Consider the following 24,340-nt stretch of genomic DNA (forward strand, 5'->3'; position numbering starts at 1 on the left):
CGTCAGGCCTTCATTTTTGCAGATAAGGCGGCATTGGTTCCGGCAAGCCTGCCAGTCACAAGGGCAGAGGTAATATTATACCCTCCAGTGTAGCCATGCACATCGAGAATTTCACCACAGAAATACAGACCGTTCATTAATTTTGAGCCCATCGTCTGCGGTTCAATTTCTTTAACAGACACGCCGCCGCCGGTCACAAATGCCTTTTCAAGTGGTAGTGTCCCATTTACTTTAATCGGGAATTGCTTGCAGCTCTTGGAAAAACTGCGAATCTTTTCATTGGAAATCGTTCCACCCTGTTCAGAGAGGTCAATCCCGTTAAATTCTAATAGAAAAAGAAGGTAACGCTCAGGGACGAGACCTTTTAAGGTATTTTTGATACTCTTCTTAGGCTCGTTTTTTATATGCTTAATAATTTCTTGAAAAACTTCCTCTTCTTTTTTGTCAGGCAGGGAGTCGAGACTCATCGTGACTTCTGTTAGCTTCCATTTCTTCATCGCTTTCACAACAAACTGACTACAACGGAGGACGGCAGGACCGCTAAGACCAAAATGGGTAAAAATCATATCCATACGATGCGAGATAATCGGCTTTCCTTTTGGATTTAAAACACTTAACTCAATGTCCCTTAAGGATAAACCTTGTAATGATTTATTTTTAATAAAAGGTTCACTAGACGTCACAGGGACTTCGGTCGGAAATAGCTCAGTAATCGTATGTCCGGCTTGCTCCGCCCAGGCATAGCCATCTCCAGTCGAACCCGTATGTGGAACCGATTTTCCGCCAACGGCAATCACAACGGAGTTTGTCGATAGTTGTTGACCATCTTTCAGCAGAACCGCAGAAACGTGGCCATTTTCGTAAATGACTTTGGCAACCGGACTGTTTTTAAAAATTCTTACATGCAGCTTTTCTAATTGAATTAATAAAGCATCTACGACCGATTGAGCTTTATTAGAAACGGGAAACATCCGCCCATGATCTTCTTCCTTCAATTCAATCCCCAATTTTTCAAAGAACTTAATAATATCTTCGTTGCTAAAAATAGAAAAAGCACTATATAAAAACTTGCCGTTTCCCGGCAGGTGCTTAATAATTTCTTCAATCGGCAGACGGTTGGTAACGTTGCAGCGTCCGCCTCCGGAAATCGCAAGCTTTCTGCCAAGCTTGTCGCCCTTATCAATTAACAGTACCTTCGCACCCTTCTCACCAGCAGCAATCGCAGCCATTAACCCAGATGGGCCGCCGCCGATAACAATTACATCGTAATCCATATTTGCACCAACTTTATATTCATTCGTCACTCCATTATAAACATTTCTCGTAAAATTAAAACGAAATCGCCTGGATTTTTCATAAAAATAACATAGTTGTTAGTGGCATCGGGAGAAAAGAAGTTGTAAACTACTAATAGTGTGCAAAAAAAGTCGAATTTACTTGTGCTGAAGTGCACGATTTTTCTTCAATAGGAAGGGATTATATGCAATCTAAGCTTTTAAGAGGAACATTTATACTAACCTTAGGAACGATCCTATCAAAGGTTATCGGCTTAATTTATGTTATTCCGTTTTATCAAATCGTCGGCAAACATGGGACACAGCTTTATTCCTACGGGTACGTCCCCTATACAATCTTTATCAGTATTGCAACGGCCGGTGTGCCGCTTGCCGTTTCAAAATTTATTGCAAAATATAATGCGCTTGAAGAATATGCCGTTGGCCGAAAGCTGTTTAAATCGGGTTTAGTGGTTATGCTCCTGACTGGCTTTACTGCATTCTTAGCCATGTATTTGGCAGCACCACTTCTGGCTCAATTAAGTCATCCTGGTAAAAAAGAGCTAGCCAATGTAATTACTGTCATCCGCGCCGTTAGTTTTGCTTTAATTGTTGTTCCATTTATGAGTTTAATTCGGGGTTATTTCCAGGGACATCAATCGATGGGTCCATCTGCTGTTTCACAGGTCGTGGAACAAATCGTCCGAATCGTATTCACACTTGCGGGGGCCTATGTTGTCCTGACATATTTGAATGGTACGATTGTTTCAGCTGTTAGTGTTGCCACCTTTGCCGCATTTGTCGGGGCAATCGGGGGGCTGGTTGTTTTATTTTGGTATTGGTATAAAAGAAAACCTTACTTGGATCAGCTTTTAGAACATGATAAAGGGTCAATCAATATCTCTTTAAAAGAAATTTACAAGGAAATCTTCATTTACGCAGCCCCGTTCGTCTTTGTCGGGATTGCCAATCCATTATTTCAATTTATTGATCAAATTACCTTCAACCGGGCAATGACCGAAATTGGCAATGCTAGACAGTTGGCGGAAGCTGCTTTTGGTATCTTGAATTTTGAGTCACATAAAATCGTTATTATTCCTGTTTCACTTGCAACCGCTTTTTCCTTAACACTCGTGCCCAGTGTTACCAAGGCATTTGTTGAGAATGACCGTAATAGTATGAACCATCAATTAAACCAAACATTTCAAGTCATGTTGTATTTAACATTACCGGCCGCCCTTGGTCTATCTTTATTGGCGGAGCCAGTCTACACAGCGTTTTATGAACATGACGTGCTGGGAACTCAGGTATTAGGTGCTTATGCGCCCGTTGCGATTTTATTCTCCCTTTACGCGGTTACAGCGGCCATTTTGCAAGGAATTAATGAACAGCGCTTTACAATCCTAAGCTTGCTTGTTGGTTTATTAATAAAATTTTCTTTGAATATTCCATTAATAAAACTGTTTGAAACTAGAGGGGCCGTTCTCGCAACAGCACTTGGTTATACGGCCGCTATTCTGATAAATCTAATTGTTATTAAGACATTTTCCGGTTATCGGTTCCGGCTTGTTTGGCGCAGGAGTCTATTGATTGTGATATTCGCAGGAATGATGTGGGCCGGGACAGCAATTGTCTATAAATTACTATCATTATTCCTTTCCCCGGCATCCAAGGGTCAATCAGTCTTGATTATCCTCGTAAGTGCTGGAGTAGGTGCGGTCATCTATTTCTACTTAGGCCTGAAATCAGGACTAGTAAACCGCTTATTCGGTGATAGGGTAGATCGAATCAAGCAAAAGTTACGATTACGATTGTAAAAATCTTTTTATTAAGGGGGATGGGACAGTTTGAGAATTGATAAAATGCTTGCCAATCTTGGTTTCGGCAGCCGTAAAGAAGTGAAACAGCTTTTAAAAAGCGGTGCTGTCAAAGTTGATGACGCAGTTGTGAAGGACGCTAAACAACATGTTGATACGTCTTCACAAACCGTTACATTAAACGGCGAGGTTATTGAATACAAAGAATTCATCTATCTGATGATGAACAAGCCGCAAGGAGTACTGTCAGCGACAGAGGATAGCTCCTGCGAAACTGTCATTGATTTATTAGAGCTTGGCGATCAAGTGTATGAGCCGTTTCCTGTCGGAAGATTGGACAAGGATACGGAAGGGTTACTGCTGATTACTAATGACGGTACCTTGGCCCATCGGTTGCTTTCCCCGAAAAAGCATGTGCCGAAGACATATTTTTCCATCATTGATGGGGAAGTGACGGAAGAAGATGTTACTGCCTTTGCCAATGGCGTAACATTGGATGACGGTTACGAAACAAAGCCCGGCGAATTGAAAATATTGAAGTCCGGAATTCGTTCTGATATTGAGCTGACCATCACCGAAGGGAAATTCCATCAAGTGAAAAGAATGTTCGAGGCAGTCGGAAAAAAGGTCGTTTACCTGCAGCGGATAAGCATGGGTCCGTTACCTTTGGACGAAACCCTAGAACTTGGCGAATACCGGGAATTAAGTGATGAAGAAGTTGACTTATTAAGAGAATATCAAGTGAAAAGCAGCCAATAATCTGGCTGCTTTTTCAAATTCTGTGCATAACATATTTATTTGAATTTCGAAATAACTTATTTTAAAAAGCTCAATACAAGACGGTTAAATTCACTAGGCTTTTCCATGTTAATCATGTGGGCGGTTCCAGGAATCACGGCCATCTTTGATGCTCTAATTTTTTCATGAAGGAATTGGGAAATTGCACTGAATTCCGGGAAATCGACATCAGGGGATACAATGAGTGTTGGAACTTTGATGTTCTCGGCTACATCAATCGTCTTTGTTTCCGGCAAAATCATTTTTCCTTTACCATTTTCCTTCGTCAAATTGGTCCTAAGCATGATTGAATATTTTTCAATGAAGTCCTGGCTCAATTCATCCACTGACCTAAAAGGACCAGCAGCCCACGCTTTACACATCAGGTTTACCACCTCTGTAAGACCGTCACTTTGCGGACATTCCTTTAATTTTGCTTGATACTCTTGTCTTTCTAGAGAGAATTCGCTCCAGCCCAGCAATCCTGTTGAGACAAGAATTAATTTATCCACCATTTCCGGATTGGCTAAGGTGAAATCCATGCTAAGATTGCCGCCAACAGAAAGACCGATTAGATGCACCTTTTGAACACCCAAATACTCTAATAAACCCTTAATATCGTCTACAAGCGAAAAATCGTTATCATGCGCTCTCGATTGACCGGAACCAGCAGAATCAAAACGAATTACCTGAAAGTGCTTTGCGAATTCTTCAAATTGAGCATCCCACATGCTCGAATCAAGCGGATATCCATGCACCATTAATAATGGTTGACCCTCACCTTTGGTTTCGTAATAAAGACTTGTTCCATTAATTTCAGCAAACCCAGTTTTCATTTTCATCCTCCTATTTTGCCGATGTAGGAAAGTGACTCAACCTCTTCATCATCCAATGCACCGATTAAAATTCGCTGTACATCCTTAATTGTCGTTTGAAGCGGCACGGAGACGCCTTGTTTTTTTATTAAGGATGCCGTAATCATAAATGGCTGTGAAAAATATGCTTCCAGACGTAATCCACGATGATAAGTTTCCTGATCAGAAGCAGGTATTCTGTCAATTCCAAGAAATCTTAGCTCTCGATAGCGGCGCAGTAACTTTTTTGCCTGCTGCTGTGTTTGCAGATGAGCCTTTGCAAGATGTGCTCCTTCAATTAGGATCGAGGTAGAGTAGAGCGGATTGATAGCAGGATATATTTTTCGCGAAACGAGATCTGCATCAAATTGCCAAAGCGTATCCAAGGGTCCATAGGGCTCCTGTTCATCCACGGCCTCACCTATTAAGTCTACTAATAATGTAGTGGGGGAGATGCCCTTTTCTCTTAGATTCTCAAGCAGGGAATAAATTTCACCCGTTATAACAGTTTGCCGGTCAGCAGCTAGAAAAATAGGCAGCTTAGACATTTGCTGAATTTTTTCAAAGGCATCAAGCCGGGAATGGCAGACAAATTTAGTTTCATTAATGACATCGCTTAATCCAACAGTTTCTTCCTTTGGTTTTAAAAAGAAAGTTTGATAGCCATTTCTATTCATTCTGTGAAAAATTTCAGCTAATAGGACAAGCTGGCCCATTCCAGGCCTGGCCACAAATCCGATTGTCCCTCCACGAGTTAAGGGAGCAAATAAATCAATTGCTTTAATTCCTGTTTCCACCATTTCCGCGGCATTCCCACGAACGATGAGTTCATCCACAGAACACTCGGCAAGGTCAGCAAGTGCTATGAGAGTCCTAACTTCAGCCCGCGCCAGTGGAATCTTCCCTGTGCAAAGATTTGATACCGTTGCCGGTCTTAGTCCAGCAGCAGCAGCAGCAACTGTTAAATTTGGAACCCGTTGACGCAGAAACTCAACATTTAATCTTATATATTCCATGTATTCGCCTTCCTTTACTCTTTAGAGAAAAATAATTACCCTTAAGAGTAATATATATTCTTGATATTAAAGTTGTCAAGAATTTATGATGAATATTCAGTTAATTAATTACAATAAAAAAGAACAAAGCATCAGCCTTGTCCTTTTTATGGAATCAGTTTCTCAATTAAGCTTGAAGAAATGATTTTAACATCCAGTTATGCTTATTAAGTTTGCCAATTAAGTCTACGAACATGTCACTAGTAACATCATCATTGTTTTGTTCAGCTACTTGGACCCCAGATTTTAATTCATCAATGATTAAAGAATAGTCATTTACGATTGCCTGAACCATTTCCTCTGCAGTTAAAGCTTCAGTTGTTTCTTCAATCGTTGCAAATTGAAGATACTCTTTTAAGGTGGAAATTGGTTTTCCTCCGTTGGCTAAAAGCTGTTCTGCTAATTCATCCATGTTTGCTGCTGCTTCCTCATATAGCTCTTCAAATTTTGCATGTAAAGTAAAGAAGTGAGGGCCTTTCACATACCAATGAAAACGATGTAATTTAGTGTATAAAACATTCCAGTTAGCGATTTGTTGGTTGAGTACTTGTTCGAGTTTCATTGAGCATTCCTCCTAATTTCTTATCTAAATTAATTATATCATATATTAATTAAAAGTAAATATTAAATTATAATAATTATAAACAATTGTAATTCTATTGTTTTTTATCATAAAAATCATAATAACCAACATTTTCTATCCAAACTGTTGCATTTTCCCCATTTTGATCTGAAATCCATAAATCTCTTTGAGTGGCTACCAAATCTTTTTTCCTCAGCCATGTTAATTTATTGGCTGAAGCAAGATAAATCGGCTGGTAGTCACCATAATCCTTTGGCGGGTGAGTAATTTGTGTTTGCTTTTGTTCACCAATTTTTATCAAAAATAAAGAAGGGTCCGGCCGCTGCTTGGCGTCATTCGACCATTCGCTTTCTTTGACTCTTGAAACAAACAGAGAATGATCATCCTTCCAAGCGAATCCAAGTTCCGCGAATTTTGGGGGAGTTAAGTTCATCGATGTAAAAGCAGGAAGCTCGGTTACTTTCATATCTTTATTTTTAAACCCTAAGACAATTCTTCCGCCGCCCGCAATATATCCTAACCTATTTTGCCGAAACGCCCATTTTACTGAAGATTCCCCATTTATCTCATCTATTGTCTCAAAATGCTGGCCATCAGCAGAAATTACGCAGACCATATTGCTGTCCATTGGCCCTGAACCCGGTGGACTGACGACCAAAGAAACCCACTTTCCGTCTGGAGAAAATTGATAATTTGATACATTAATTGCTGGCACGGTAAGATTCCCTTTTTTCAGTTCATTTGGAATGGTATATAGCTTTTTTACATTTTTGGTTAGACTGGTGGTTTTCTCTAAATTTTTTTCAAGTCCAATTTGAAAAAGAACTGGATTGGTCCAACCATCTGGTCTCATGGCAGCGCTTGATGCTGTAATAAATGAACGTCCATCCGGGTACCAGCTATAATCGCCGACACCCAACGCAATATTATTAAAGTGATCAAGGTTTGAGACATTAAGGACCCATCCGCTTTTAAAAGCAAGGATATTCTCGACAGGTGACCATTTGGGGCTCGTCCCATCAAGGGTAATCCGGTTGTGTTTTTTCGTTTCTAGATTATACACCCATATTTCTGTTTGATACTCCATGTCCGGACTGAGTTTCTCTTTAGGTTCAACCTGATAGACAATCCATTTTCCATCGTGTGACCATTGGGGAGGATTGTTATAGGTAGCCGCCTTTTGCGTTATTTTTTCCACTTTCCCATTGATTTTTGTCCAGAGAAAGCCGTCCTTAACATACGCAATCTTTAGCTTATCATTCTGTGGTTCTGCCTTTACCAACCCGCTTGGCAGCAATAATAGAAAAATCAATAAAAAACAAAACTGCTTTTTCATCCTTTCACCTCAATAGAAGACCTTTAATTATTTTCCACAAGAAGGCTAGAAATATGTGGGAAATAAAAAAACAAAGTATCTTTAAGTTCGATACTTTGCCTTAAATCAAGATATTAAAAAAGATCCTCCAACGATATTTGAAATCCTTCCAAAACCTCTGATTTGATGATGCCTTTTTCCTTCAATGCGTCCATTTGCTGATATTGTCCCAAAACGCGTTGATGTTTTGTGGAAAGTGAAGGTGACACAAACACATTGCCATCAATGTATTCCATCAGTTTGTCTGTTTCTTCCCTCAATTTATAAAATTTTTCAAGTTTTATCAGATGATCTTGCAAAACAGCTTTTTCTTTTTGAAAAAATAAGTAACCAGGTATAACAATGGGTACTATAATACCTAAATAGATTTTAGGATATAGGTGTTATGAAGGGGGAATAGACATGAAACTTACACACGAGCAGGCGATTGAATTACACGGCTTTAATAACTTAACAAAGTCGTTAAGCTTTAATATGTATGATATTTGTTTCACACGGACGAGGGAAGAGCGGGAAGCTTATTTAAACTATATTGATGAAGAATACAGTGGGGAAAGATTGCAGAAAATTTTACGGCATGTCTCAGATATTATTGGTGCCCATGTCTTAAATGTAGCCAGCCAGGATTTTGAACCTGCCGGGGCAAGTGTTACGTTGTTGGTATCGGAAGGGCCTGTGGCAAATGCTCCCTCTGAATCATTCGAGGAATCTCCGGGACCGCTTCCCGAATCAGTGGTGATGCAGCTGGATAAGAGCCATATCACTGTTCATACCTACCCGGAATTCCACCCTGATGAAGGAATCAGCACATTTAGAGCGGATATTGATGTCTCCACCTGCGGAGAAATTTCGCCGCTTAAGGCACTCCATTATTTAATTCATACATTTGAAACCGACGTGATGACAATCGATTATCGTGTTCGTGGTTTTACAAGAGATAAATCGGGACACAAACTTTTTATCGATCACGAAATCAACTCGATTCAGAATTACATTCCCGAAGATGTCGGCGAGTTATTCGATATGATTGACGTCAATGTTTATCAGGAACATATTTTCCACACAAAATGCAAGCTGCGAGAATTCGACTTAAATAACTACTTATTTGGTTACACAAAAGACAAGTTGACTCCGGATGAACATATTGAAATCACAGAGAGATTAAAGATAGAGATGGATGAAATCTTTTATGGGAAAAATATTGTTTAATAAAAGAGCGCGGGTCTTGCGCTCTTTTTGTGCTAAAAGGTAAGAATGTATATAATTTTCAACCTTGAGAATTGTCTATCTCCAGCTCCCTAGCGGCTAGTGTCCTTCGCTCTCCGCCCTACGATAAGTCAACATCGGGCAGCGAAGCTCACCGTGTTTCCTTTATCTCAGTTGGAGTGCTCCAGGCCATACGCCGCTGCCCAGGGCGCTTCCGCTTTTCTTAATCATTTAACAAATGATGCAGCATTCTATTTTTATCATCAAAAAATTGCTTCATGATCTTATAATGGTTTGTTTCTTCAAGTGTACTTTCCCTTATTCCCGCTTCCGTAAATTCAAAGATTTTTGCATCTGGATAAGCCATTATGATAGGCGAATGGGTAGCAATAATAAATTGTGAATTTTCATTCACCAAGTCATGGATCCTCGTTAACATCGACATTTGCCGCAATGGCGAAAGGGCGGCTTCTGGTTCATCTAAAATGTATAGACCATTTCCACCAAAACGATGAAGGAACGTGGCGAAGAAGGCCTCGCCATGTGACTGCTCGTGTAGGGAAACACCGCCAAATGAATCAATGACTCGCCGACCACCGGCTCCCCTGTCCAATTCCTCGATGTTTGAAGCGACATTATAAAAACTTTCCGCACGCAGAAAAAATCCATCATCCGGCTTTATAACACCTTTAATTACTTTCAGATAGTCTCCAAGCGGTGAATGTGAATCATAGGTTGAGAAATTAAAATTATAGGATCCGCCCTCGGGGTTAAAGCCTAAGGAAACCGCAATCGCTTCGAGTAAGGTAGATTTGCCCATCCCATTTTCACCGATGAGAAATGTAACATTGGGATGAAAAAATAGTTCATCTAAAGTCTTCAGACTCGGGAGATTAAATGGATATTTTTTAAATGAGGGGACTTCATCTCTATTTAATTTGGTACTTCTTAAATATTGAGTGTTTAACATAAAACAACCTCTTTGTTTTGTTTTTAATATTGTCAGGAAATTATATATAAATTAGTGTGGATAACTTGAATAGTTATCTGAATCCAGCTCCAGCGCCCAGCGGACTTCGCTCTTTTCCCCACGATAAGTCAAGCACGGATGCGCTCCGCTTTCCGTGTTTCCTTTATCTCAGTCAAAGCGCTCCTGTCCATACGCCGCTAAACGGGCGCTTGCGCCTTTTGTTCTAATTTTAACATTTTTTCCAATCGATTTTTTTAAAATGAAGAAAACTTTGGAACTTTTTCAAAAGGCAAACGTATTTAATAGAAACGGAAATTTATGGAGGGATATTCATGAATGAGCAGTCTCTTTATTTTAAAGATAATTTCTTTTCAGCAGGCAGAACGGAAATCTTTAATAGTTCAAAAGAAAAGGTGGGCGAGCTTGATTTAAAGAGTGCCTTTTCTTCAAGTGTTGATGTGTTAGATAAGGATGGAAATCAAGTGATAACTGGCAAGTTTGGGGTGTTTAGCAACAAGTGGCGTATTTCTGACTCAAGCGATCAAGAAGTCGGTATCCTTAAACAGAAGTTCACCCTTTTTTCAAAGAAATATGAATATGATGCTTATAACCGTGGAGTTTATCTAATAGAATCAGAGCCATTCTCCCATCTGTATGAAATTTTTGATGAGCAATCAAATCAAATTGGTAAATTCGAAAAGGTGAGCGGCTTCTTTTCGTCTCCCGCCTATCAATTAAGTACTTCTAATGGGAAACTGGCGACTGAGGAACTTATCGCCGTCGTTATGGGAGTTAATGCTATTCGGAAACGAAGAAATAACAATGCTGCCGCTAGCGGAGGAGCAGGAAGTTAAGGTTATTGGCCGGGGAATTTATTTTTCTTGCCTGAGACTAGAAGCAAAAAGGGGGGAAGTTTCTTTTGAAAAAAATTTTAAGTTTCTTAATCGGACCATTAATTATCGCAATTATTACATACTTAATATCGTCTAAATTTCAAATGAAATTTATTGACCTTTTTTTCATGATGGGATTAATAGCATCTGTATTGATCTATTTCTTTAGCTCATCGGGAGGATTAATAAGTAAACACACAAACCGGCAAATTCAAGGGCAAACAGGTTTAAAAGTAAAACAGGATGAGAATAAGTTCCATTCTTCTTTTTTCTTTTATGGTTCAGCTTTATACACGGTTGTAAGTTTAATTGTCACTGTTATTTATTATAAAGATTACTTTTTCAAATAACCTTCTGTGGACTATCAATTTATCTTTGAAAACGAAATATTGAATACTTTCATAGCCTGCCCCATACATTGAATTAATATGAAAATGGGAGAGGAAGCTCATGCAATTTTATTACGGTCCGCAAATGCCACTTCGAATTTTGGATGAGGCGGAGTTTTGGAAACATCAGGAAGAAGAGCATACAGTTGTTATTAGAGAACTGGTCTCGGGGCTGGAACAGGAATTTGTTGAGGCTTTGAAAAAGTGGGAACAAGCCCTTGGAGAAACACACCAACAGGTTGTCCGCTTTATTGAATCTGCCATCCGGTCAGGTTCGCAAGTGTCGGACCAATTGTATCAACAGGTGCTACAGCTTGTTACTTATTGCCTGCAAGAAAGCGAGTCTTTTATTCAATTATGTGAGCAGATAAAAACACATAGTCAAGCTGTAAGCGGTAATCAAACCGCTAAAGTGGTTTTAAATCATATTATTCGCGAATCCGAGTACTTTGTCGGAATTGCTCACGCACTGCTATCTAGCGGCCAATAAATAATCCATCTTGAATGAAATGATCTGTTTACGGTGATTTTACATAATGTAAAGTCACCATTTTTATTTTAAAAAAGAAAACTTGACGCGCAACCAAATGGTGTTATATAGTCGTAATGTGAAACTAAATGGTTTCATATTTTAAACGATTCAAGGAGGCATTTCAATGGGAAATGAAGCACAAGCAACATTAGAGGATATAAAGTATACGGTAATTTACAATGCACCAATTTCTAAAGTTTGGGATGCAGTTGCAACTTCAGAAGGGTTAGAAGCTTGGTTCATGCCGAATGATATGGAGCCAGTTGAAGGTCACGAATTTCATCTAAATGCCGGCCAATTCGGGATGTCCCCGTGTAAAGTAACGAAAGTCGACCCGCCAAACAGCCTTTCTTTCAATTGGGGAAAAGATTGGACGCTTACTTTTGAATTAAAAGAGCTTGATGGAAAAACTGAATTTACCCTCACACATGGTGGCTGGGATGCTAACAAAGTTACGGAATTTGGTGCTCCGCATACCCCAATTCGCGACAACATGAATCAGGGATGGGCTGGCCTTGTGAAAAAATTGCAGGAATTTGTTGAGGCATAAATGACCTCATCTTCTGCAAAACATGATGTCTTTCAAGCTATCGCTGATCCGACACGCCGAAAGTTATTGAAACTTCTTAGCAAGGAAGAGATGCCTGTTACGGTTATCAGTGGACACTTCCCAATGAGCCGAACGGCCGTATCGAAGCATCTGCGTGTATTAGCAGATGCAGGCTTGGTAAAGGAGCGGAAAGTTGGCAGGGAAACTAGGTACAAGCTTGAGCCAGACCCACTGGTTGAGTTAAAAGATTGGCTCCAATATTTTGAATTGTTTTGGGAAAACAAGCTGGTGGCACTTAAACTCTTGGTTGAGTCAGATGAAGCAGTTGCTGAACATCCTGGCGCTCCATTTGGAAGAGACAAACTAGAGTTGAAAAACATTAAAGATCATAAGTGAAAGTTACCTGAGCCAGGCTATATTGAAGACAGGCTAAGAAAAATCCCTTTTAAAATACAGGGGAAATAAACCAATATAGAAAAGGCAAAAAGTCAGCATTCAAAATGCTGACTTTTCCTTTTAAAGCATACTATTTTCTTCTATTATCCTGAGGATTAACTAACTACGCCCTTACCTTCACCTTCAATGGCTCGGCAGCCGATGTTTTCTCCTTATTTGTCCTTACTACAAATGAGAGAATAATCAAAGCCCCGACAATAACAAGAGATACGGCTGAACCGATTAAATTACTTGGACTTAACAGGAAGCCGATAAAGATCATACTTAAGCTGACAATCGCTAATATAGTAGTGTATGGAAACCCTTTGACTTGGAAAGCAGGTTTTTCTTTGTAATAAGGCCGGAGCTTTAATTGCGCAGCACAAATGCTAATCCAAACCAACATTACCGTAAAGCCAGGGATTGTCATCAGATAGTTGATGACTTGATTAGGAGTCATATAGGCCAAAAAAACACCGATTAAAATACAACTACTCGTGATCATTATTCCGATTAAGGGAATCCCTTTACCAGAAACCTTTGCCAAACCTTTAGGGGCAACACCGCTTTGAGCCATCGAAAATAATGTTCTAGAAGTAGCGTAAATCCCGGAATTCGCTGCTGAGAGTACCGCTGTCAAAAGGACAAAGTTCATAATATGTGCTGCACCAGGAAGCCCTGTGGTACTGAAGACCTGAACAAACGGGCTGTCAACACCGGAGACCATGTTCCACGGCATGATTCCGCAAATAATAAGGATTGGCAGTATGTAAAAAATAACTACCCGCCAAACGGCCCCTTTAATAATTTTTGGCAGAACTCGCTCTGCATCTTTTGTCTCTGTAACAGCAACCCCGATTAATTCAGCGCCTCCATACGAAAACATGACAACCAAAAAGGCACTAAACATTCCGCCAATCCCATGAGGGAAAAATCCGCCATGCCCGGTGTAGTTTGAAACAGGACTTTGAATCGAACTTGGAAGAATACCAACGATTAAAAAAACGCCCAAAATAATAAAAGCAACCAAGGCAAGAATTTTAATACCGGCAAACCAAAATTCCATTTCCCCGTAGTACTTTACTTGGAATAAATTAATCCCGATAATCACGGCTCCACAAATGAGGCTTAATAGCCATAGGGGTGCTTGCGGAAACCAAAATTGCAAAAAGCTTCCTGCTGCCAGCAATTCAACAACGGTAACGATGATCCAGTTGACCCAATAGAGCCAGCCGACGATAAAGGAAACTCGAAAACCGAAAGCCTTGTTTACTAGATGCTGTACGTTAAAGTTTGGAAAGGCCAGTGCCATTTCCCCTAATGCTGCCATAACAATAAATAATAATAGACCGCCAATTAAATAGGTAAAAACAACACTTGGTCCGGCAATAGTTAACGTATCGGAGCTCCCTTTAAAAATCCCTGTTCCAATCATACCTGCTAAGGCAATAAACTGGACATGCCTTGGCAATAACCCTTTTTTTAATTCCTGCTGATTAGTCTCCATGATGATTCTACCCACTTTTCTATTCCACTTAGACGCTTTTAAGCGCTAAAGTATTTTTTATATTAATATAACATATTATCAAAAGCTGTCAAATAGTTTCGGGGCAATTTTTAAGCAACAAAAAAGGCACGCGAGATGGTCTCGCGTGTCTGCTTTAAGCTTATTATTATATTGTAGAATTAAGAAGACATTTTCACTTTCTTTTGTGTAATCGTCCATTTTCCGCGGCTTGGGCTTATTACCAAGTCATTATAGGCTAAGACATTTAAATCTCGTTGTATGGTGCGAGGAGTGATACCAAATTCCTCTACAAGTTCCTGCGTTGTGACAGTGCCGTTATTGTGGATAAACATGTAGATACATTTGATGCGGTTTAACATCCGGTTAGTTGAAGGTTTCACAAAACCACTCCCTATCCTTTTTTCAAACCCATGGCAATACCCTGTTACCGACAGCCTGTTTGAAGTATGAACTTCAAGAATATGTAGTTTCTTTTCCGCGCAGCCATCTCCTTTTTATGGATGATTACTGTGAATTCGTAGATGTCATACATCTAACCTTATTGTACCCACAATTTCTGAGAATTTCTACCGCAATAATGAAGTTTACAAAAAATTTTCAATGAATTACAAAAATTAATCGCCGTTTTAACCTCCCATACCATTCTCATACTATATGTTATGGGTTATCATATGTGGTTTATGATAAATTGTTTGAATTTTTAGTAAAAACGCGCAATTAATTTTTGAATAATTGTTAAGGATTGAAACTAATGAAAGTTTTACAGCAAAATTGCTAAGATATTTGCAGTAATGATATTGTAAAAGGGGTACAAATATCTCATAGCAGGGGGTACACACAAATTGTCTACGATTAATTGGATGGATGAGGTCGAAAAAAGAAAAGAATATCTCATTAAGGATGCACAGGGATTATTACATATTAAAAGCCTCTTAGACGAGGAGAATACATCTATTGATGCACCACTAGGGAAAGGGGTAAAAGAAGCCCTTGACTACATGCTGCTGCTTGGTGAAAAAGATGGATTTACGCCAAAGAATGTTGGAAACCTTGCAGGTCATCTTGAGTTTGGTACCGGAGAAGAGCTTCTTGGAATCCTTTGTCATGTGGATGTCGTTCCGGAAGGTGATGGCTGGACAAGCGATCCGTTTGGGGCAGAAATTCGTGATGGAAAGATTTTTGCCCGTGGTGCATTGGATGACAAGGGGCCGACAATGGCTGCTTATTATGCGATGAAGATTGTGAAGGAGCTTGGTCTGCCGCTTAAGAAGCGTGTTCGGATGATTATTGGTACCGATGAAGAGAGTAATTGGCGCTGTGTCGAGCATTATTTCCAGCATGAAGAAATGCCAACATTAGGATTTGCACCAGATGCTGATTTCCCGATTATTAATGCCGAAAAAGGGATTGCAGATATTGATATGGTTCAGAAAGAATCTGTCCAGAATAAAGAAGCAGCAAACGTTGAAGTCGTAAGCTTTGCCTCCGGAAAAAGATACAATATGGTTCCTGATTATGCGAAATCTTCAGTCCACGTTAAGGATAACCAAGAGGAGATGGTCCAGCAATTTACCAATTTCATGAAGCAGTATGAGTTGGAACATGGTCATCATGTTGAAACTGGGGAATTAATTTTAGAAGTAAAAGGTGTTTCCGCACATGGGATGGAACCGAAGAATGGCAAAAATGCGGGACTATTTTTGGCGGAGTTTCTTTCTAAGCAAAGTTTGGATGCTAAAGCCGCAGCTTATTTTCAATTCGCCTCCCGCTATTTCTTTGATGATTCACGTGGGGTGAACTTAGGGATTGCATATGAAGATGATATTTCCGGAGAATTAACCATTAACCCTGGAAAGCTTTCCTATTCCAAGGAATCTGGTGGACGAATTGGGATGACATGCAGGTATCCTGTCACCAATAAAATGGAGAATACAAAGGCAAAACTAGATGCACTTTTAGAAACGGAAGGATTTACGATTGAAAACTTCTCAGACTCAAAGCCGCATCATGTCGACGAAAAAGAGTTCTTGATTCAAACCTTGAAAAAAGTTTATGAAGAGCAAACAGGCGAAAAAGCCGAATTACTTGCGATTGGGGGAGGGACCTATGCCCGTTCTCTAAAAGCTGGAGTGGCGTTTGGTCCATTATTTCCCGGAAGGCCGGATATCGCCCATCAAAAAGATGAATATATGTATATTGAAGATTTGCTAAAAGCAACCGCCATTTATGCACAGGCCATCTTCGAATTAGCAAAAAGTGAATAAATAAACAAAAGGAGACATGGGAGAATGGGATTTGCAATTTTAAACGGAAAAATTATTGACCGCTCAGAAGCAAAGGTGGATGTCGAAGACCGCGGCTACCAATTTGGCGATGGGGTATATGAGGTCATCCGAGTCTATAACGGAAAGATGTTTACCGTAACGGAACATTTGCATCGGTTTGTGAAAAGTTCGGACAGTATCGGTATTTCTTTTCCCTTTTCATCGGAGCAATTAACCAGTTTACTTGAAGAGTTGATTGTAAAAAATAATCTTCGGGTGGGAATAATCTATATGCAAATTACGAGGGGAGTCGCCCCTCGTAATCATGCCTTTCCGACGGAGGATGTCATACCTACTTTTGTGGCCTATACGAAAGAAGTACCAAGACCTGCAGAAAGTTTAAAAACGGGTGTAAAAACCATCCTTACCGAGGACATCCGCTGGCTGCGCTGTGATATTAAAAGTTTAAATTTGCTCGGTAATTTATTGGCAAAGCAAAAGGCAGCAGAAGAAGGCTGCTTTGAAGCCATCCAGCATCGCGGTGAGGATGTGACAGAAGGTAGTTCATCGAATATCTTTATCGTGAAAAATGGCCTTGTCAGCACCCATCCATCCAATCATCTAATCTTAAAGGGAATTACGAAAGATGTCATTTTACAGCTATGTGCGAAAAATAATATTCCCCTCAAAGAACGGACATTTTCACTTGAAGAATTAGAAGAGGCTGACGAGGTTTTTCTTGCAAGTACAACATCAGAGGTCATGCCGATTATTGAAATAGCAGGAAAAAAAGTCATGGATGGGATGCCAGCTCCTGTGACGAAAAAACTGCAGGAACTGTTTGTTCAAGAAATTGAGAAACAGTGCGGTGCTCTTAAAGAATCCTAGAAAAAAGACGTGTTTGCTGCAACTGCAAACACGTCTTTTTAGCGGCTTGTAAAAAAATATTGACTAATTGTCTGTCTACTAATAGATACAATTGGGAGAAAATAGACTAAAATTAGGTAAGGGACTGAAAAATAAATGAATCATTCCAATCACTATTTCTTTGCTGTTAGAATTCCCGAGGAAACAAAAATAATCATGGGGAACCATATCGAGAAAATAAAGGAAGTTCTCCCGTTTAGCCGCTGGGTCAACCATCAAGATCTGCATATAACATTGGCGTTTCTAGGTGCCGCTCCACCTGAAAAACGTGAGGATGCGGAAAAGAATGTGAAAGAGGTAATCGTGGAATCTAAAGCGCTAACACTGGGAATCAATCGGCTAGGCTTTTTCGGCAGTGAAGATTCACCCCGTGTGTTTTGGGCGGACACGGAGGAAAGTGAACATTTACAATTAATCAGGAAAAAGGTGTTTGCAGCGTGCGGGAAGGCCGGATTTCAACTGGAAACAAGACCGTTCCGCCCTCATATAACACTTGCAAGAAAGTGGATTGGTGATGAACCTTTTCAAACAGTAATGCTTGAGCGCTTGTGGGGAGAGCTGCAGCCGGAACCGCTCCAATTTGAAGCAAGTGAAGTGGTTTTATATCAAACAAACCTTAACAAAACACCAAAATATGAAGCAAAAACAATATTTCCTTTACGATAATATTTAAGTTAAAAGGTTGATTCTATGGAACAAATTTACTTTATTATTAATCCAAAAGCTAGAAATGGCTATTGCCTTAAAATATGGGAAAGAGTTGAAATTCAACTAAAGAAGGAACAGGTATCCTACCTAGCCTTTTTCACCGAATATCCCAGTCACGCAACTATCCTTGCGAATCAGATTGCCAAGAAGAATCGTGAGCAAAAGATTATTATTGCTGTCGGCGGCGATGGAACGCTCCATGAGGTCATCAATGGGATCGTAAAAGAAAAGAATATCACGATTGGTTTTATCCCGGGAGGGTCGGGGAATGATTTTTCACGAGGCTTTCACATTCCAGCTGACCCCGTGGAAGCCCTCAAGATGATTCTCCGTCTTATGAAGCGTGAAGCAGCATCAGTCGATGTCGGTGAAATTACGTTAGGGGATCAAACAAATCATTACTTTATTAATAACATGGGTGCCGGCTTTGATGCCGTAATTTCTTATGAAGTCAACCAATCCAAAATAAAGGCATTATTAAATAAACTTTCGCTGGGTAGGTTGGTTTATGTTTATTTTTTATTAAAAAAGCTATTTACTTACAAAACCTCAACAATTGATTTATCAATTGACGGGAGAAGGCATATATTTGAACAAACATGGTTTGTTACTGTTTCCAACCAGCCCTTTTATGGAGGCGGGATGAAAATCGCCCCTGGGGCGGTGCCTGATGATGGGCTGTTTGATATAACGGTTGTCCATCAGTTATCAAGATGGAAGCTGTTACTCGTTTTTATTAGTGTTTTTTGGGGAAAGCATATCCATTTCAAAGAAGTGAAAACTTATAAGGGAAGAGTCGTTTCCATTCAATCACGGGCACCACTATTTGTTCACGCAGATGGGGAGCATATCGGATTCACACCATTGGCCATTCATTTACATGCAAGGGCATTGGAGTTGTTAGCGAGAAGCCATAGGAACGAAGAAGTTGAGCTGAAAGAGAGGGACTCGAATGATTGCAGCTGACCGGATTTTTTTGGCCTACCTAGATGAAATGAATATCATTACGATTCTTCTTCCACTTTCATATCATCAAGGTTTGTCATCTTCTTTCACGATTTCTTATGATTTTCAAGAACATTCTTTAAAAATTATCGGGAAATGCCAAATAGAGAATCAAATGAAATATATTTGTCAGCTTGAAGTGGATGTATCTTTTGGAAGACAATATTGGATCATTGATGCGCACGGCGGGAAAACAGATTTACAAATAGGTGCCGTGATTCGAACGGATGCATTTGATGAAAAATTCTATTATGACGGGAATGACCTTGGTGTGACCTTTCATACCGAGAAAACCTGTTTTAAGCTTTGGGCGCCGACGGCTACCGGTGTCAAATTAAAACTTCGCCAGCCTAACAGCAGTTTTTCCGAAATCGTCAAACTGAAACGTGAGGATAGGGGAATATGGTCTGTTGCGGTTAACCGTGATTTAGAATTATGCCACTATAGTTTTCTTGTCCTCGTAAATCAAGAATGGCGGGAGGCAGTCGATCCTTATGTTAAAGCTGTAACGGCTAATGGGGAGCTGGGGGTTATCGTAAATCTCGAAAAGACAGATCGGCAAAGCCCCGTCTTACCTCCACTAGATAACCCCGTTGACATGATAATTTATGAAACACACATCAGGGACTTTACGATTCACCCCAATAGTGGCATAAACCATAAAGGGCTTTATTTGGGTGCGGGAGAGTTAAATACAATAGGGAAAGACGGCGGGCCGACGGGATTATCATATCTTAAAGATTTGGGGATTACTCATATTGAATTCCTCCCCTTTCATGATTTTGCTGGTGTAGATGAATTAAACCCCAATAAAGACTACAACTGGGGGTATAATCCTCTGCACTTCAATACGCCAGAGGGAAGTTATTCCACAAACCCCTCTAATCCTTATTCCAGAATCACAGAGTTAAAGCAATTGATTGATCAGATTCATAGTATTGGACTCCGGGTGATTATGGATGTCGTTTATAATCATGTCTTTATCCGTGAAAATTCTCCTTTTGAAAAAATAGTCCCTGGTTATTATTTCCGGCATAACGAAGTAGGGCTCCCATCGAACGGAACCGGTGTGGGAAATGATATCGCTTCCGAAAGAAAAATGGTTAAAAAATTTATCATCGATTCCGTTCGCTATTGGCTGGAGGAGTATCATATTGATGGGTTTCGTTTTGATTTAATGGGGATTTTGGATGTAGAGACAATGAATGATGTGAGAAACATATGTGAAAGCTTCGCAAAAGGAACGATTATCATTGGTGAGGGCTGGAATCTCAACACACCACTGCCGTTAGATAAAAAAGCAACAATCGGGAATCAGGCAAAAATGCCGCAAATAGGCCAATTCAACGATAGATTTCGTGATACGATTAAAGGGAGTACCTTTAATTTATTTGATAAAGGCTTTGCCTTAGGGAATGAACATTACCTAGAGGAGGCTTTTGAACTTATAACTGGCAGTATTGGTTTTAAAAAGAAAGAGTCTGGGCTATTTAATGAACCCTTCCAATCAGTGAATTACGTAGAATGTCATGATAATCATACGATGTGGGATAAACTCCTTGCATGTTTTCCCGATTTGGAAGATGCGTTGCGAATAAAATACCATCGGCTGGTCACTGGAATTGTTCTCTTATCACAAGGAATCCCTTTTCTTCACGGCGGGCAAGAATTTTTCCGTACAAAACAAGGTGAAGGAAATAGCTACCGTTCTCCGGATGCTATTAACCAACTGGATTGGGATCGAAAGATTCAATACCAAGAAAATATTAACTATATAAAAGGACTTATTCAAATTCGCAAAGCCTATCCATGTTTCCGAATGAGATCTGCAGCCGAAATACGTAATCATATCTACCCCTTACCACTGTCTGCTCCATTAGTAGGATACGGATTTTACATGGAGGATTATCAGGTTATTCTGCTGATAAATCCCGCCTCCACGGCAAAGCCGATTTCGATTCCTGACGGCGAATGGACCATTTTGGCCGATCATGAGTTTGCGGGAATTTCTTCCAAGGGAATCTTGCTTAGAGGAGAAGTCACAATTGAACCCGTTTCTCTAATTGTTTTGCTGAAAAAATAGTTTATGCAGATTTACTTGACGACAAAAGGTAATAGGAGATAAAATTTATTAAGATGGCTATTGTGTGAATGGTTTCAATAGCTTTTTTTTTATTTTAAAAAGAAAAAGCTGTTGATGTGATTTTTTAATATTAAAACCTTCCAGCAGCGCAGGTTATACCTCTGAAATAATAAGGGGAATAAGCCCATTAGAACGGCATAAATTGAAGGTGAGCAATTTTGGAACATATATTAGGACAAGAGTGGGAAATAACCCCTGCTGGAGGCTCAACAGGAGAAGCCTTTTATGCAAGGTTTGAAGATCAAAAGCTGTTTTTAAAGCGTAATTCCTCTCCATTTCTTGCGGTCCTTTCCGCTGAGGGTATTGTCCCAAAGCTAGTGTGGACAAAGCGATTGGAAAATGGAGATGTCATAACAGCACAGCAATGGCTTTCTGGTCGTGTATTAGAGCCGTCCGAGATGGATCAAGACCTAGTAGCAAGGATGCTCAAGAATATTCATACCTCAGAACCAATGCTTGGGATGCTTAGTCGGATCGAAAACTCAGTATTTCTTCCGGAGACTATTTTTCAAAAAGTCCTAAATAAATTAGATGAAGAGGTTTTATCCTTATCAGAGGTACAAAATACACTGAGCTTCTTAAGACAAGAAGCTGCAAATGTACATTGTGAAGAGAAAGTGGTCTGCCACGGAGATGTAAACCATAACAACTGGCTGCTTGCAGAAGACAACCAGTTGTACTTAATTGATTGGGACGGGGCGATGATTGCCGACCCCGCCATTGACTTAGGATTACTACTTTATTGGTATATTCCAGAGGACAACTGGCAAGCTTGGCTTAGCAAGTATGGAAAAAAGCTAACCAATCATTTAAGGTTACGAATGAAATGGTATGTCGCCATTCAAACCTTATCTTCTATTCAGTGGTATAAAAGTAAAAACAGCTCAACAGAAATGAATAAATGGGTTAAATTTTTACAAGAAATCCTCTAATTATGAAAACTGGCCAATATCATTTACCCATTGAGATAAGTTTTCTTGATTGGATAAAATATGCTGGTCCAGATCAGCCGTTTGGGCACCGCTCTGGCTGTATTGATAAACATCCTGCAAAATGTTTTTAACATTTTGATCAATCTGCGTGTTTACCATCAGGGATTTCACTAATCGTTCCAGTTGTTCACATTCTGAAACGGAACCACAGCAATCTGTTTGATGATTGGATAAAATATCTGTTAGTAATGTAACTTGGTCATCATGACTTAATGGCATGCAAAGGACACCCTTTCAAGTGGGAATGTAAAAAGGAATTCATCGTTAGGTTGTGAATTCTTTTTTTGTTTATGCACGATGTTAATTTCCATATCTTTTAACTTGTAAGGTAAAATACTGCGTGATATGTTTTGGAAAAGAATTTTTTTAGGAGTGTCATATAAATGAGAGTTAGAAATAAACCTTGGGCAAAGGACAAAATAGAGCAGCATCCCCAATATATTGTTGCGAATCCGGAACAATATAAAGGAAAATGGCATGAGGTATTTGAAAATGATCAACCGCTTCATATTGAGGTGGGGACAGGAAAAGGTCAATTTATTACCGAAATGGCCAAGGCAAATCCGACGATTAATTATATGGGGATTGAAGTATACGACAGTGTGATTGTTATTGCTTTAGACCGTTTAATTGAAGCGGATGTACCGAATCTTAGGCTTTTACATGTAAATGCGAGCGATTTAGAAAAATATTTCACAAAGAATGATGTGGACCGCGTATACTTGAATTTCTCTGATCCGTGGCCAAAGTCGCGTCATGAAAAGAGAAGGCTAACTTACAAGGATTTCTTAACGTTTTATGAGGATATTATGGTTGATGGCGGTGAGATCCATTTTAAAACGGACAATCAAGGCTTATTTGAATATTCTTTAATGAGCTTTTCAAAGTACGGATTATTATTAAAATATGTGAGCCTCGATCTTCATAAAAGTGATTTCGAAGGAAACATCATGACCGAATATGAAGAGAAATTCTCAGGAATGGGCAGCCGAATTTATCGCTGTGAAGTGAAATATCAAAACTAAGTCTTTTGGACAGTTCTATTTATGAGCTGTCCTTTTTGTTTTCCAAAATATCAGAAAATGCTAAAATATAGAAAAGGGATTAGGAGGAATATTGATGGAGACTTTAAAGATTGGGGACGTTTCGCTGACATGGTTATCCGGAGGGGTCACGAATTTAGATGGCGGAGCGATGTTTGGGGTTGTTCCAAAAGGGTTATGGTCGAAGAAATATCCATGCAATGAAAAAAATCAAATTGAATTGCCGACGGACCCGATCTTAATCCAGATGGATGGAAAAAATTTATTAGTCGAATCTGGGCTTGGAAAAGGGAAACTAACAGAAAAACAATTAAGGAACTTTGGCGTGGCGAGGGAATCGGAGTTAGAGGAATCCCTGGGAAAATTAGACTTGAAGGCAGATGAAATTGACTATGTCTTGATGACCCATTTACACTTTGATCATGCCGGCGGACTGACAAAGCTTGTGGATGGACAATATAAATCAACCTTTCCTAATGCGAAAATTATCGCGTCACAAGTCGAATGGGACGAAATGCGCAAACCAAATATTCGTTCAAAAAATACATATTGGATAGAAAACTGGGAAGCCATTGAAACGCAGGTAGTTCCTTTCGATGAGAAGTGGAACTTAGGGGCGATGACGATGATTCATACCGGCGGCCATAGTGATGGACATTCCATCCTAATCATTGAGGATGGCGGTGAAATCTCCATCCACATGGCAGACCTAATGGCAACACATGCCCATCAAAATGTGTTATGGGTGATGGCCTATGATGATTATCCAATGGACTCAATCGCGGCAAAGGAAAAATGGCTGCCATACGGATTAGATAGAAACGCCTGGTTCACCTTCTATCACGATGCCTATTACCGGGCAGTCAAATGGGGAGCCGACGGAAAACAAATCGTGGAAAGCATTAAGAGGGAAAGATAAGCTAAAAGAAAGCCGTATCTAATTTTAAGATACGGCTTTCTTAATTGTAAAATCCAAAAAGGGAAAATAGCGCGATCAAAGAGACTCATAACGCCCGAGAC

At 39.8% G+C, this 24,340-nt stretch carries 25 protein-coding genes; 16 read left to right on the forward strand and 9 right to left on the reverse strand.

Annotation, left to right across the window (positions count from 1 at the left end; translation table 11 throughout):
• Window positions 1-2 precede the first annotated feature (2 nt).
• Window positions 3-1,274, reverse strand: a complete 1,272-nt coding sequence (locus BSO02S_RS04810; RefSeq protein WP_066063323.1) for a BaiN/RdsA family NAD(P)/FAD-dependent oxidoreductase — start codon at window positions 1,272-1,274, stop codon at window positions 3-5.
• Between the two features lie 206 nt (window positions 1,275-1,480).
• On the opposite strand from BSO02S_RS04810, the gene BSO02S_RS04815 reads away from it, so the two are divergent.
• Together BSO02S_RS04815 and BSO02S_RS04820 are read left to right on the forward strand one after the other, a co-directional pair.
• Window positions 1,481-3,091 (forward strand): putative polysaccharide biosynthesis protein, encoded by a 1,611-nt coding sequence (locus BSO02S_RS04815; RefSeq protein WP_066063326.1) that lies wholly within the window; start codon window positions 1,481-1,483, stop codon window positions 3,089-3,091.
• A 30-nt stretch (window positions 3,092-3,121) separates the two neighbouring features.
• Complete coding sequence (locus tag BSO02S_RS04820) at window positions 3,122-3,850, forward strand: pseudouridine synthase (RefSeq protein WP_066063329.1); 729 nt, start codon at window positions 3,122-3,124, stop codon at window positions 3,848-3,850.
• A gap of 56 nt (window positions 3,851-3,906) precedes the next feature.
• On the opposite strand, the gene BSO02S_RS04825 is transcribed toward BSO02S_RS04820, so the two are convergent.
• From BSO02S_RS04825 to BSO02S_RS04840, 4 genes are all read right to left on the reverse strand, one after another.
• Entirely contained in the window at window positions 3,907-4,704 is a 798-nt protein-coding gene (locus BSO02S_RS04825; protein WP_066063331.1) for an alpha/beta fold hydrolase, read from the reverse strand.
• 2 nt (window positions 4,705-4,706) lie between these two features.
• Window positions 4,707-5,738 (reverse strand): hypothetical protein, encoded by a 1,032-nt coding sequence (locus BSO02S_RS04830; protein ID WP_066063334.1) that lies wholly within the window; start codon window positions 5,736-5,738, stop codon window positions 4,707-4,709.
• A gap of 166 nt (window positions 5,739-5,904) precedes the next feature.
• Complete coding sequence (locus BSO02S_RS04835) at window positions 5,905-6,339, reverse strand: Dps family protein (RefSeq protein WP_066063337.1); 435 nt, start codon at window positions 6,337-6,339, stop codon at window positions 5,905-5,907.
• 94 nt (window positions 6,340-6,433) lie between these two features.
• Entirely contained in the window at window positions 6,434-7,696 is a 1,263-nt protein-coding gene (locus tag BSO02S_RS04840) for a TolB family protein (protein WP_066063339.1), read from the reverse strand.
• A gap of 441 nt (window positions 7,697-8,137) precedes the next feature.
• Between BSO02S_RS04840 and speD the strand changes: the two genes are divergently transcribed.
• Window positions 8,138-8,944: an adenosylmethionine decarboxylase gene (gene speD / locus BSO02S_RS04850; protein ID WP_066063344.1), complete on the forward strand. Its 807-nt coding sequence runs from the start codon at window positions 8,138-8,140 to the stop codon at window positions 8,942-8,944.
• Window positions 8,945-9,164: 220 nt separating this feature from the next.
• Here the strand turns inward: speD and BSO02S_RS04855 are convergent, their stop codons facing one another.
• On the reverse strand, window positions 9,165-9,911 hold the full coding sequence (locus tag BSO02S_RS04855; RefSeq protein WP_066063345.1) for an AAA family ATPase: 747 nt from the start codon (window positions 9,909-9,911) through the stop codon (window positions 9,165-9,167).
• A gap of 332 nt (window positions 9,912-10,243) precedes the next feature.
• Here BSO02S_RS04855 and BSO02S_RS04865 point away from each other — a divergent pair, with 332 nt between their 5' ends.
• The 5 genes from BSO02S_RS04865 (at window position 10,244) to BSO02S_RS04885 (ending at window position 12,671) form a co-directional block, all read left to right on the forward strand.
• Window positions 10,244-10,765: an LURP-one-related family protein gene (locus BSO02S_RS04865; protein ID WP_066063350.1), complete on the forward strand. Its 522-nt coding sequence runs from the start codon at window positions 10,244-10,246 to the stop codon at window positions 10,763-10,765.
• Between the two features lie 65 nt (window positions 10,766-10,830).
• Window positions 10,831-11,154, forward strand: a complete 324-nt coding sequence (locus tag BSO02S_RS04870; RefSeq protein WP_066063353.1) for a hypothetical protein — start codon at window positions 10,831-10,833, stop codon at window positions 11,152-11,154.
• A 100-nt stretch (window positions 11,155-11,254) separates the two neighbouring features.
• On the forward strand, window positions 11,255-11,683 hold the full coding sequence (locus BSO02S_RS04875) for a DUF2935 domain-containing protein (RefSeq protein ID WP_066063356.1): 429 nt from the start codon (window positions 11,255-11,257) through the stop codon (window positions 11,681-11,683).
• A gap of 166 nt (window positions 11,684-11,849) precedes the next feature.
• Entirely contained in the window at window positions 11,850-12,275 is a 426-nt protein-coding gene (locus tag BSO02S_RS04880) for an SRPBCC family protein (RefSeq protein ID WP_066063359.1), read from the forward strand.
• The gene (locus BSO02S_RS04885) at window positions 12,276-12,671 is read left to right on the forward strand and encodes an ArsR/SmtB family transcription factor (protein ID WP_235846869.1); all 396 of its coding nucleotides are present in this window, start codon (window positions 12,276-12,278) and stop codon (window positions 12,669-12,671) included.
• A 163-nt stretch (window positions 12,672-12,834) separates the two neighbouring features.
• On the opposite strand, the gene BSO02S_RS04890 is transcribed toward BSO02S_RS04885, so the two are convergent.
• Both BSO02S_RS04890 and BSO02S_RS26145 read right to left on the reverse strand, forming a co-directional pair.
• Complete coding sequence (locus BSO02S_RS04890; RefSeq protein WP_066063362.1) at window positions 12,835-14,217, reverse strand: amino acid permease; 1,383 nt, start codon at window positions 14,215-14,217, stop codon at window positions 12,835-12,837.
• A 179-nt stretch (window positions 14,218-14,396) separates the two neighbouring features.
• A complete protein-coding gene (locus BSO02S_RS26145) occupies window positions 14,397-14,618 on the reverse strand; it encodes a DeoR family transcriptional regulator (RefSeq protein ID WP_084374900.1) in 222 nt (73 codons plus the stop codon).
• A 462-nt stretch (window positions 14,619-15,080) separates the two neighbouring features.
• Between BSO02S_RS26145 and pepV the strand changes: the two genes are divergently transcribed.
• The 6 genes from pepV (at window position 15,081) to BSO02S_RS04920 (ending at window position 22,217) form a co-directional block, all read left to right on the forward strand.
• Complete coding sequence (pepV, locus tag BSO02S_RS04895) at window positions 15,081-16,502, forward strand: dipeptidase PepV (protein ID WP_066063365.1); 1,422 nt, start codon at window positions 15,081-15,083, stop codon at window positions 16,500-16,502.
• A 24-nt stretch (window positions 16,503-16,526) separates the two neighbouring features.
• Window positions 16,527-17,390, forward strand: a complete 864-nt coding sequence (gene dat / locus BSO02S_RS04900) for a D-amino-acid transaminase (RefSeq protein WP_066063368.1) — start codon at window positions 16,527-16,529, stop codon at window positions 17,388-17,390.
• 135 nt (window positions 17,391-17,525) lie between these two features.
• Entirely contained in the window at window positions 17,526-18,095 is a 570-nt protein-coding gene (gene thpR, locus BSO02S_RS04905) for an RNA 2',3'-cyclic phosphodiesterase (RefSeq protein WP_066063371.1), read from the forward strand.
• A gap of 24 nt (window positions 18,096-18,119) precedes the next feature.
• On the forward strand, window positions 18,120-19,103 hold the full coding sequence (locus tag BSO02S_RS04910; protein ID WP_066063375.1) for a diacylglycerol/lipid kinase family protein: 984 nt from the start codon (window positions 18,120-18,122) through the stop codon (window positions 19,101-19,103).
• Window positions 19,090-21,225 (forward strand): type I pullulanase, encoded by a 2,136-nt coding sequence (pulA, locus tag BSO02S_RS04915; protein WP_066063378.1) that lies wholly within the window; start codon window positions 19,090-19,092, stop codon window positions 21,223-21,225. The genes BSO02S_RS04910 and pulA overlap by 14 nt, the downstream gene beginning before the upstream one ends.
• Before the next feature lie 218 nt (window positions 21,226-21,443).
• On the forward strand, window positions 21,444-22,217 hold the full coding sequence (locus tag BSO02S_RS04920) for a phosphotransferase family protein (protein WP_066063381.1): 774 nt from the start codon (window positions 21,444-21,446) through the stop codon (window positions 22,215-22,217).
• Here the strand turns inward: BSO02S_RS04920 and BSO02S_RS04925 are convergent, their stop codons facing one another.
• Window positions 22,218-22,496, reverse strand: a complete 279-nt coding sequence (locus BSO02S_RS04925) for a YtzH-like family protein (protein WP_066063385.1) — start codon at window positions 22,494-22,496, stop codon at window positions 22,218-22,220.
• Window positions 22,497-22,660: 164 nt separating this feature from the next.
• Between BSO02S_RS04925 and trmB the strand changes: the two genes are divergently transcribed.
• Both trmB and BSO02S_RS04935 read left to right on the forward strand, forming a co-directional pair.
• The gene (trmB, locus tag BSO02S_RS04930; RefSeq protein ID WP_066063387.1) at window positions 22,661-23,302 is read left to right on the forward strand and encodes a tRNA (guanosine(46)-N7)-methyltransferase TrmB; all 642 of its coding nucleotides are present in this window, start codon (window positions 22,661-22,663) and stop codon (window positions 23,300-23,302) included.
• Window positions 23,303-23,396: 94 nt separating this feature from the next.
• Window positions 23,397-24,239, forward strand: a complete 843-nt coding sequence (locus BSO02S_RS04935; RefSeq protein ID WP_066063389.1) for a YtnP family quorum-quenching lactonase — start codon at window positions 23,397-23,399, stop codon at window positions 24,237-24,239.
• Window positions 24,240-24,340 lie beyond the last annotated feature (101 nt).

Origin of the sequence: Neobacillus soli NBRC 102451, from assembly GCF_001591665.1 — a bacterium.
GTDB classification, from domain to species: domain Bacteria; phylum Bacillota; class Bacilli; order Bacillales; family Cytobacillaceae; genus Neobacillus; species Neobacillus soli.

Coding starts and splice junctions, on each gene's coding strand:
- BSO02S_RS04810 (WP_066063323.1), bottom strand. CDS start 1,274: ATGGATTACGATGTAATTGTTATCGGCGGCGGCCCATCTGGGTTAATG.
- BSO02S_RS04815 (WP_066063326.1), top strand. CDS start 1,481: ATGCAATCTAAGCTTTTAAGAGGAACATTTATACTAACCTTAGGAACG.
- BSO02S_RS04825 (WP_066063331.1), bottom strand. CDS start 4,704: ATGAAAACTGGGTTTGCTGAAATTAATGGAACAAGTCTTTATTACGAA.
- BSO02S_RS04830 (WP_066063334.1), bottom strand. CDS start 5,738: ATGGAATATATAAGATTAAATGTTGAGTTTCTGCGTCAACGGGTTCCA.
- BSO02S_RS04835 (WP_066063337.1), bottom strand. CDS start 6,339: ATGAAACTCGAACAAGTACTCAACCAACAAATCGCTAACTGGAATGTT.
- BSO02S_RS04840 (WP_066063339.1), bottom strand. CDS start 7,696: ATGAAAAAGCAGTTTTGTTTTTTATTGATTTTTCTATTATTGCTGCCA.
- speD (WP_066063344.1), top strand. CDS start 8,138: ATGAAACTTACACACGAGCAGGCGATTGAATTACACGGCTTTAATAAC.
- BSO02S_RS04855 (WP_066063345.1), bottom strand. CDS start 9,911: ATGTTAAACACTCAATATTTAAGAAGTACCAAATTAAATAGAGATGAA.
- BSO02S_RS04865 (WP_066063350.1), top strand. CDS start 10,244: ATGAATGAGCAGTCTCTTTATTTTAAAGATAATTTCTTTTCAGCAGGC.
- BSO02S_RS04875 (WP_066063356.1), top strand. CDS start 11,255: ATGCAATTTTATTACGGTCCGCAAATGCCACTTCGAATTTTGGATGAG.
- BSO02S_RS04880 (WP_066063359.1), top strand. CDS start 11,850: ATGGGAAATGAAGCACAAGCAACATTAGAGGATATAAAGTATACGGTA.
- BSO02S_RS04885 (WP_235846869.1), top strand. CDS start 12,276: ATGACCTCATCTTCTGCAAAACATGATGTCTTTCAAGCTATCGCTGAT.
- BSO02S_RS04890 (WP_066063362.1), bottom strand. CDS start 14,217: ATGGAGACTAATCAGCAGGAATTAAAAAAAGGGTTATTGCCAAGGCAT.
- dat (WP_066063368.1), top strand. CDS start 16,527: ATGGGATTTGCAATTTTAAACGGAAAAATTATTGACCGCTCAGAAGCA.
- thpR (WP_066063371.1), top strand. CDS start 17,526: ATGAATCATTCCAATCACTATTTCTTTGCTGTTAGAATTCCCGAGGAA.
- BSO02S_RS04910 (WP_066063375.1), top strand. CDS start 18,120: ATGGAACAAATTTACTTTATTATTAATCCAAAAGCTAGAAATGGCTAT.
- pulA (WP_066063378.1), top strand. CDS start 19,090: ATGATTGCAGCTGACCGGATTTTTTTGGCCTACCTAGATGAAATGAAT.
- BSO02S_RS04925 (WP_066063385.1), bottom strand. CDS start 22,496: ATGCCATTAAGTCATGATGACCAAGTTACATTACTAACAGATATTTTA.
- trmB (WP_066063387.1), top strand. CDS start 22,661: ATGAGAGTTAGAAATAAACCTTGGGCAAAGGACAAAATAGAGCAGCAT.
- BSO02S_RS04935 (WP_066063389.1), top strand. CDS start 23,397: ATGGAGACTTTAAAGATTGGGGACGTTTCGCTGACATGGTTATCCGGA.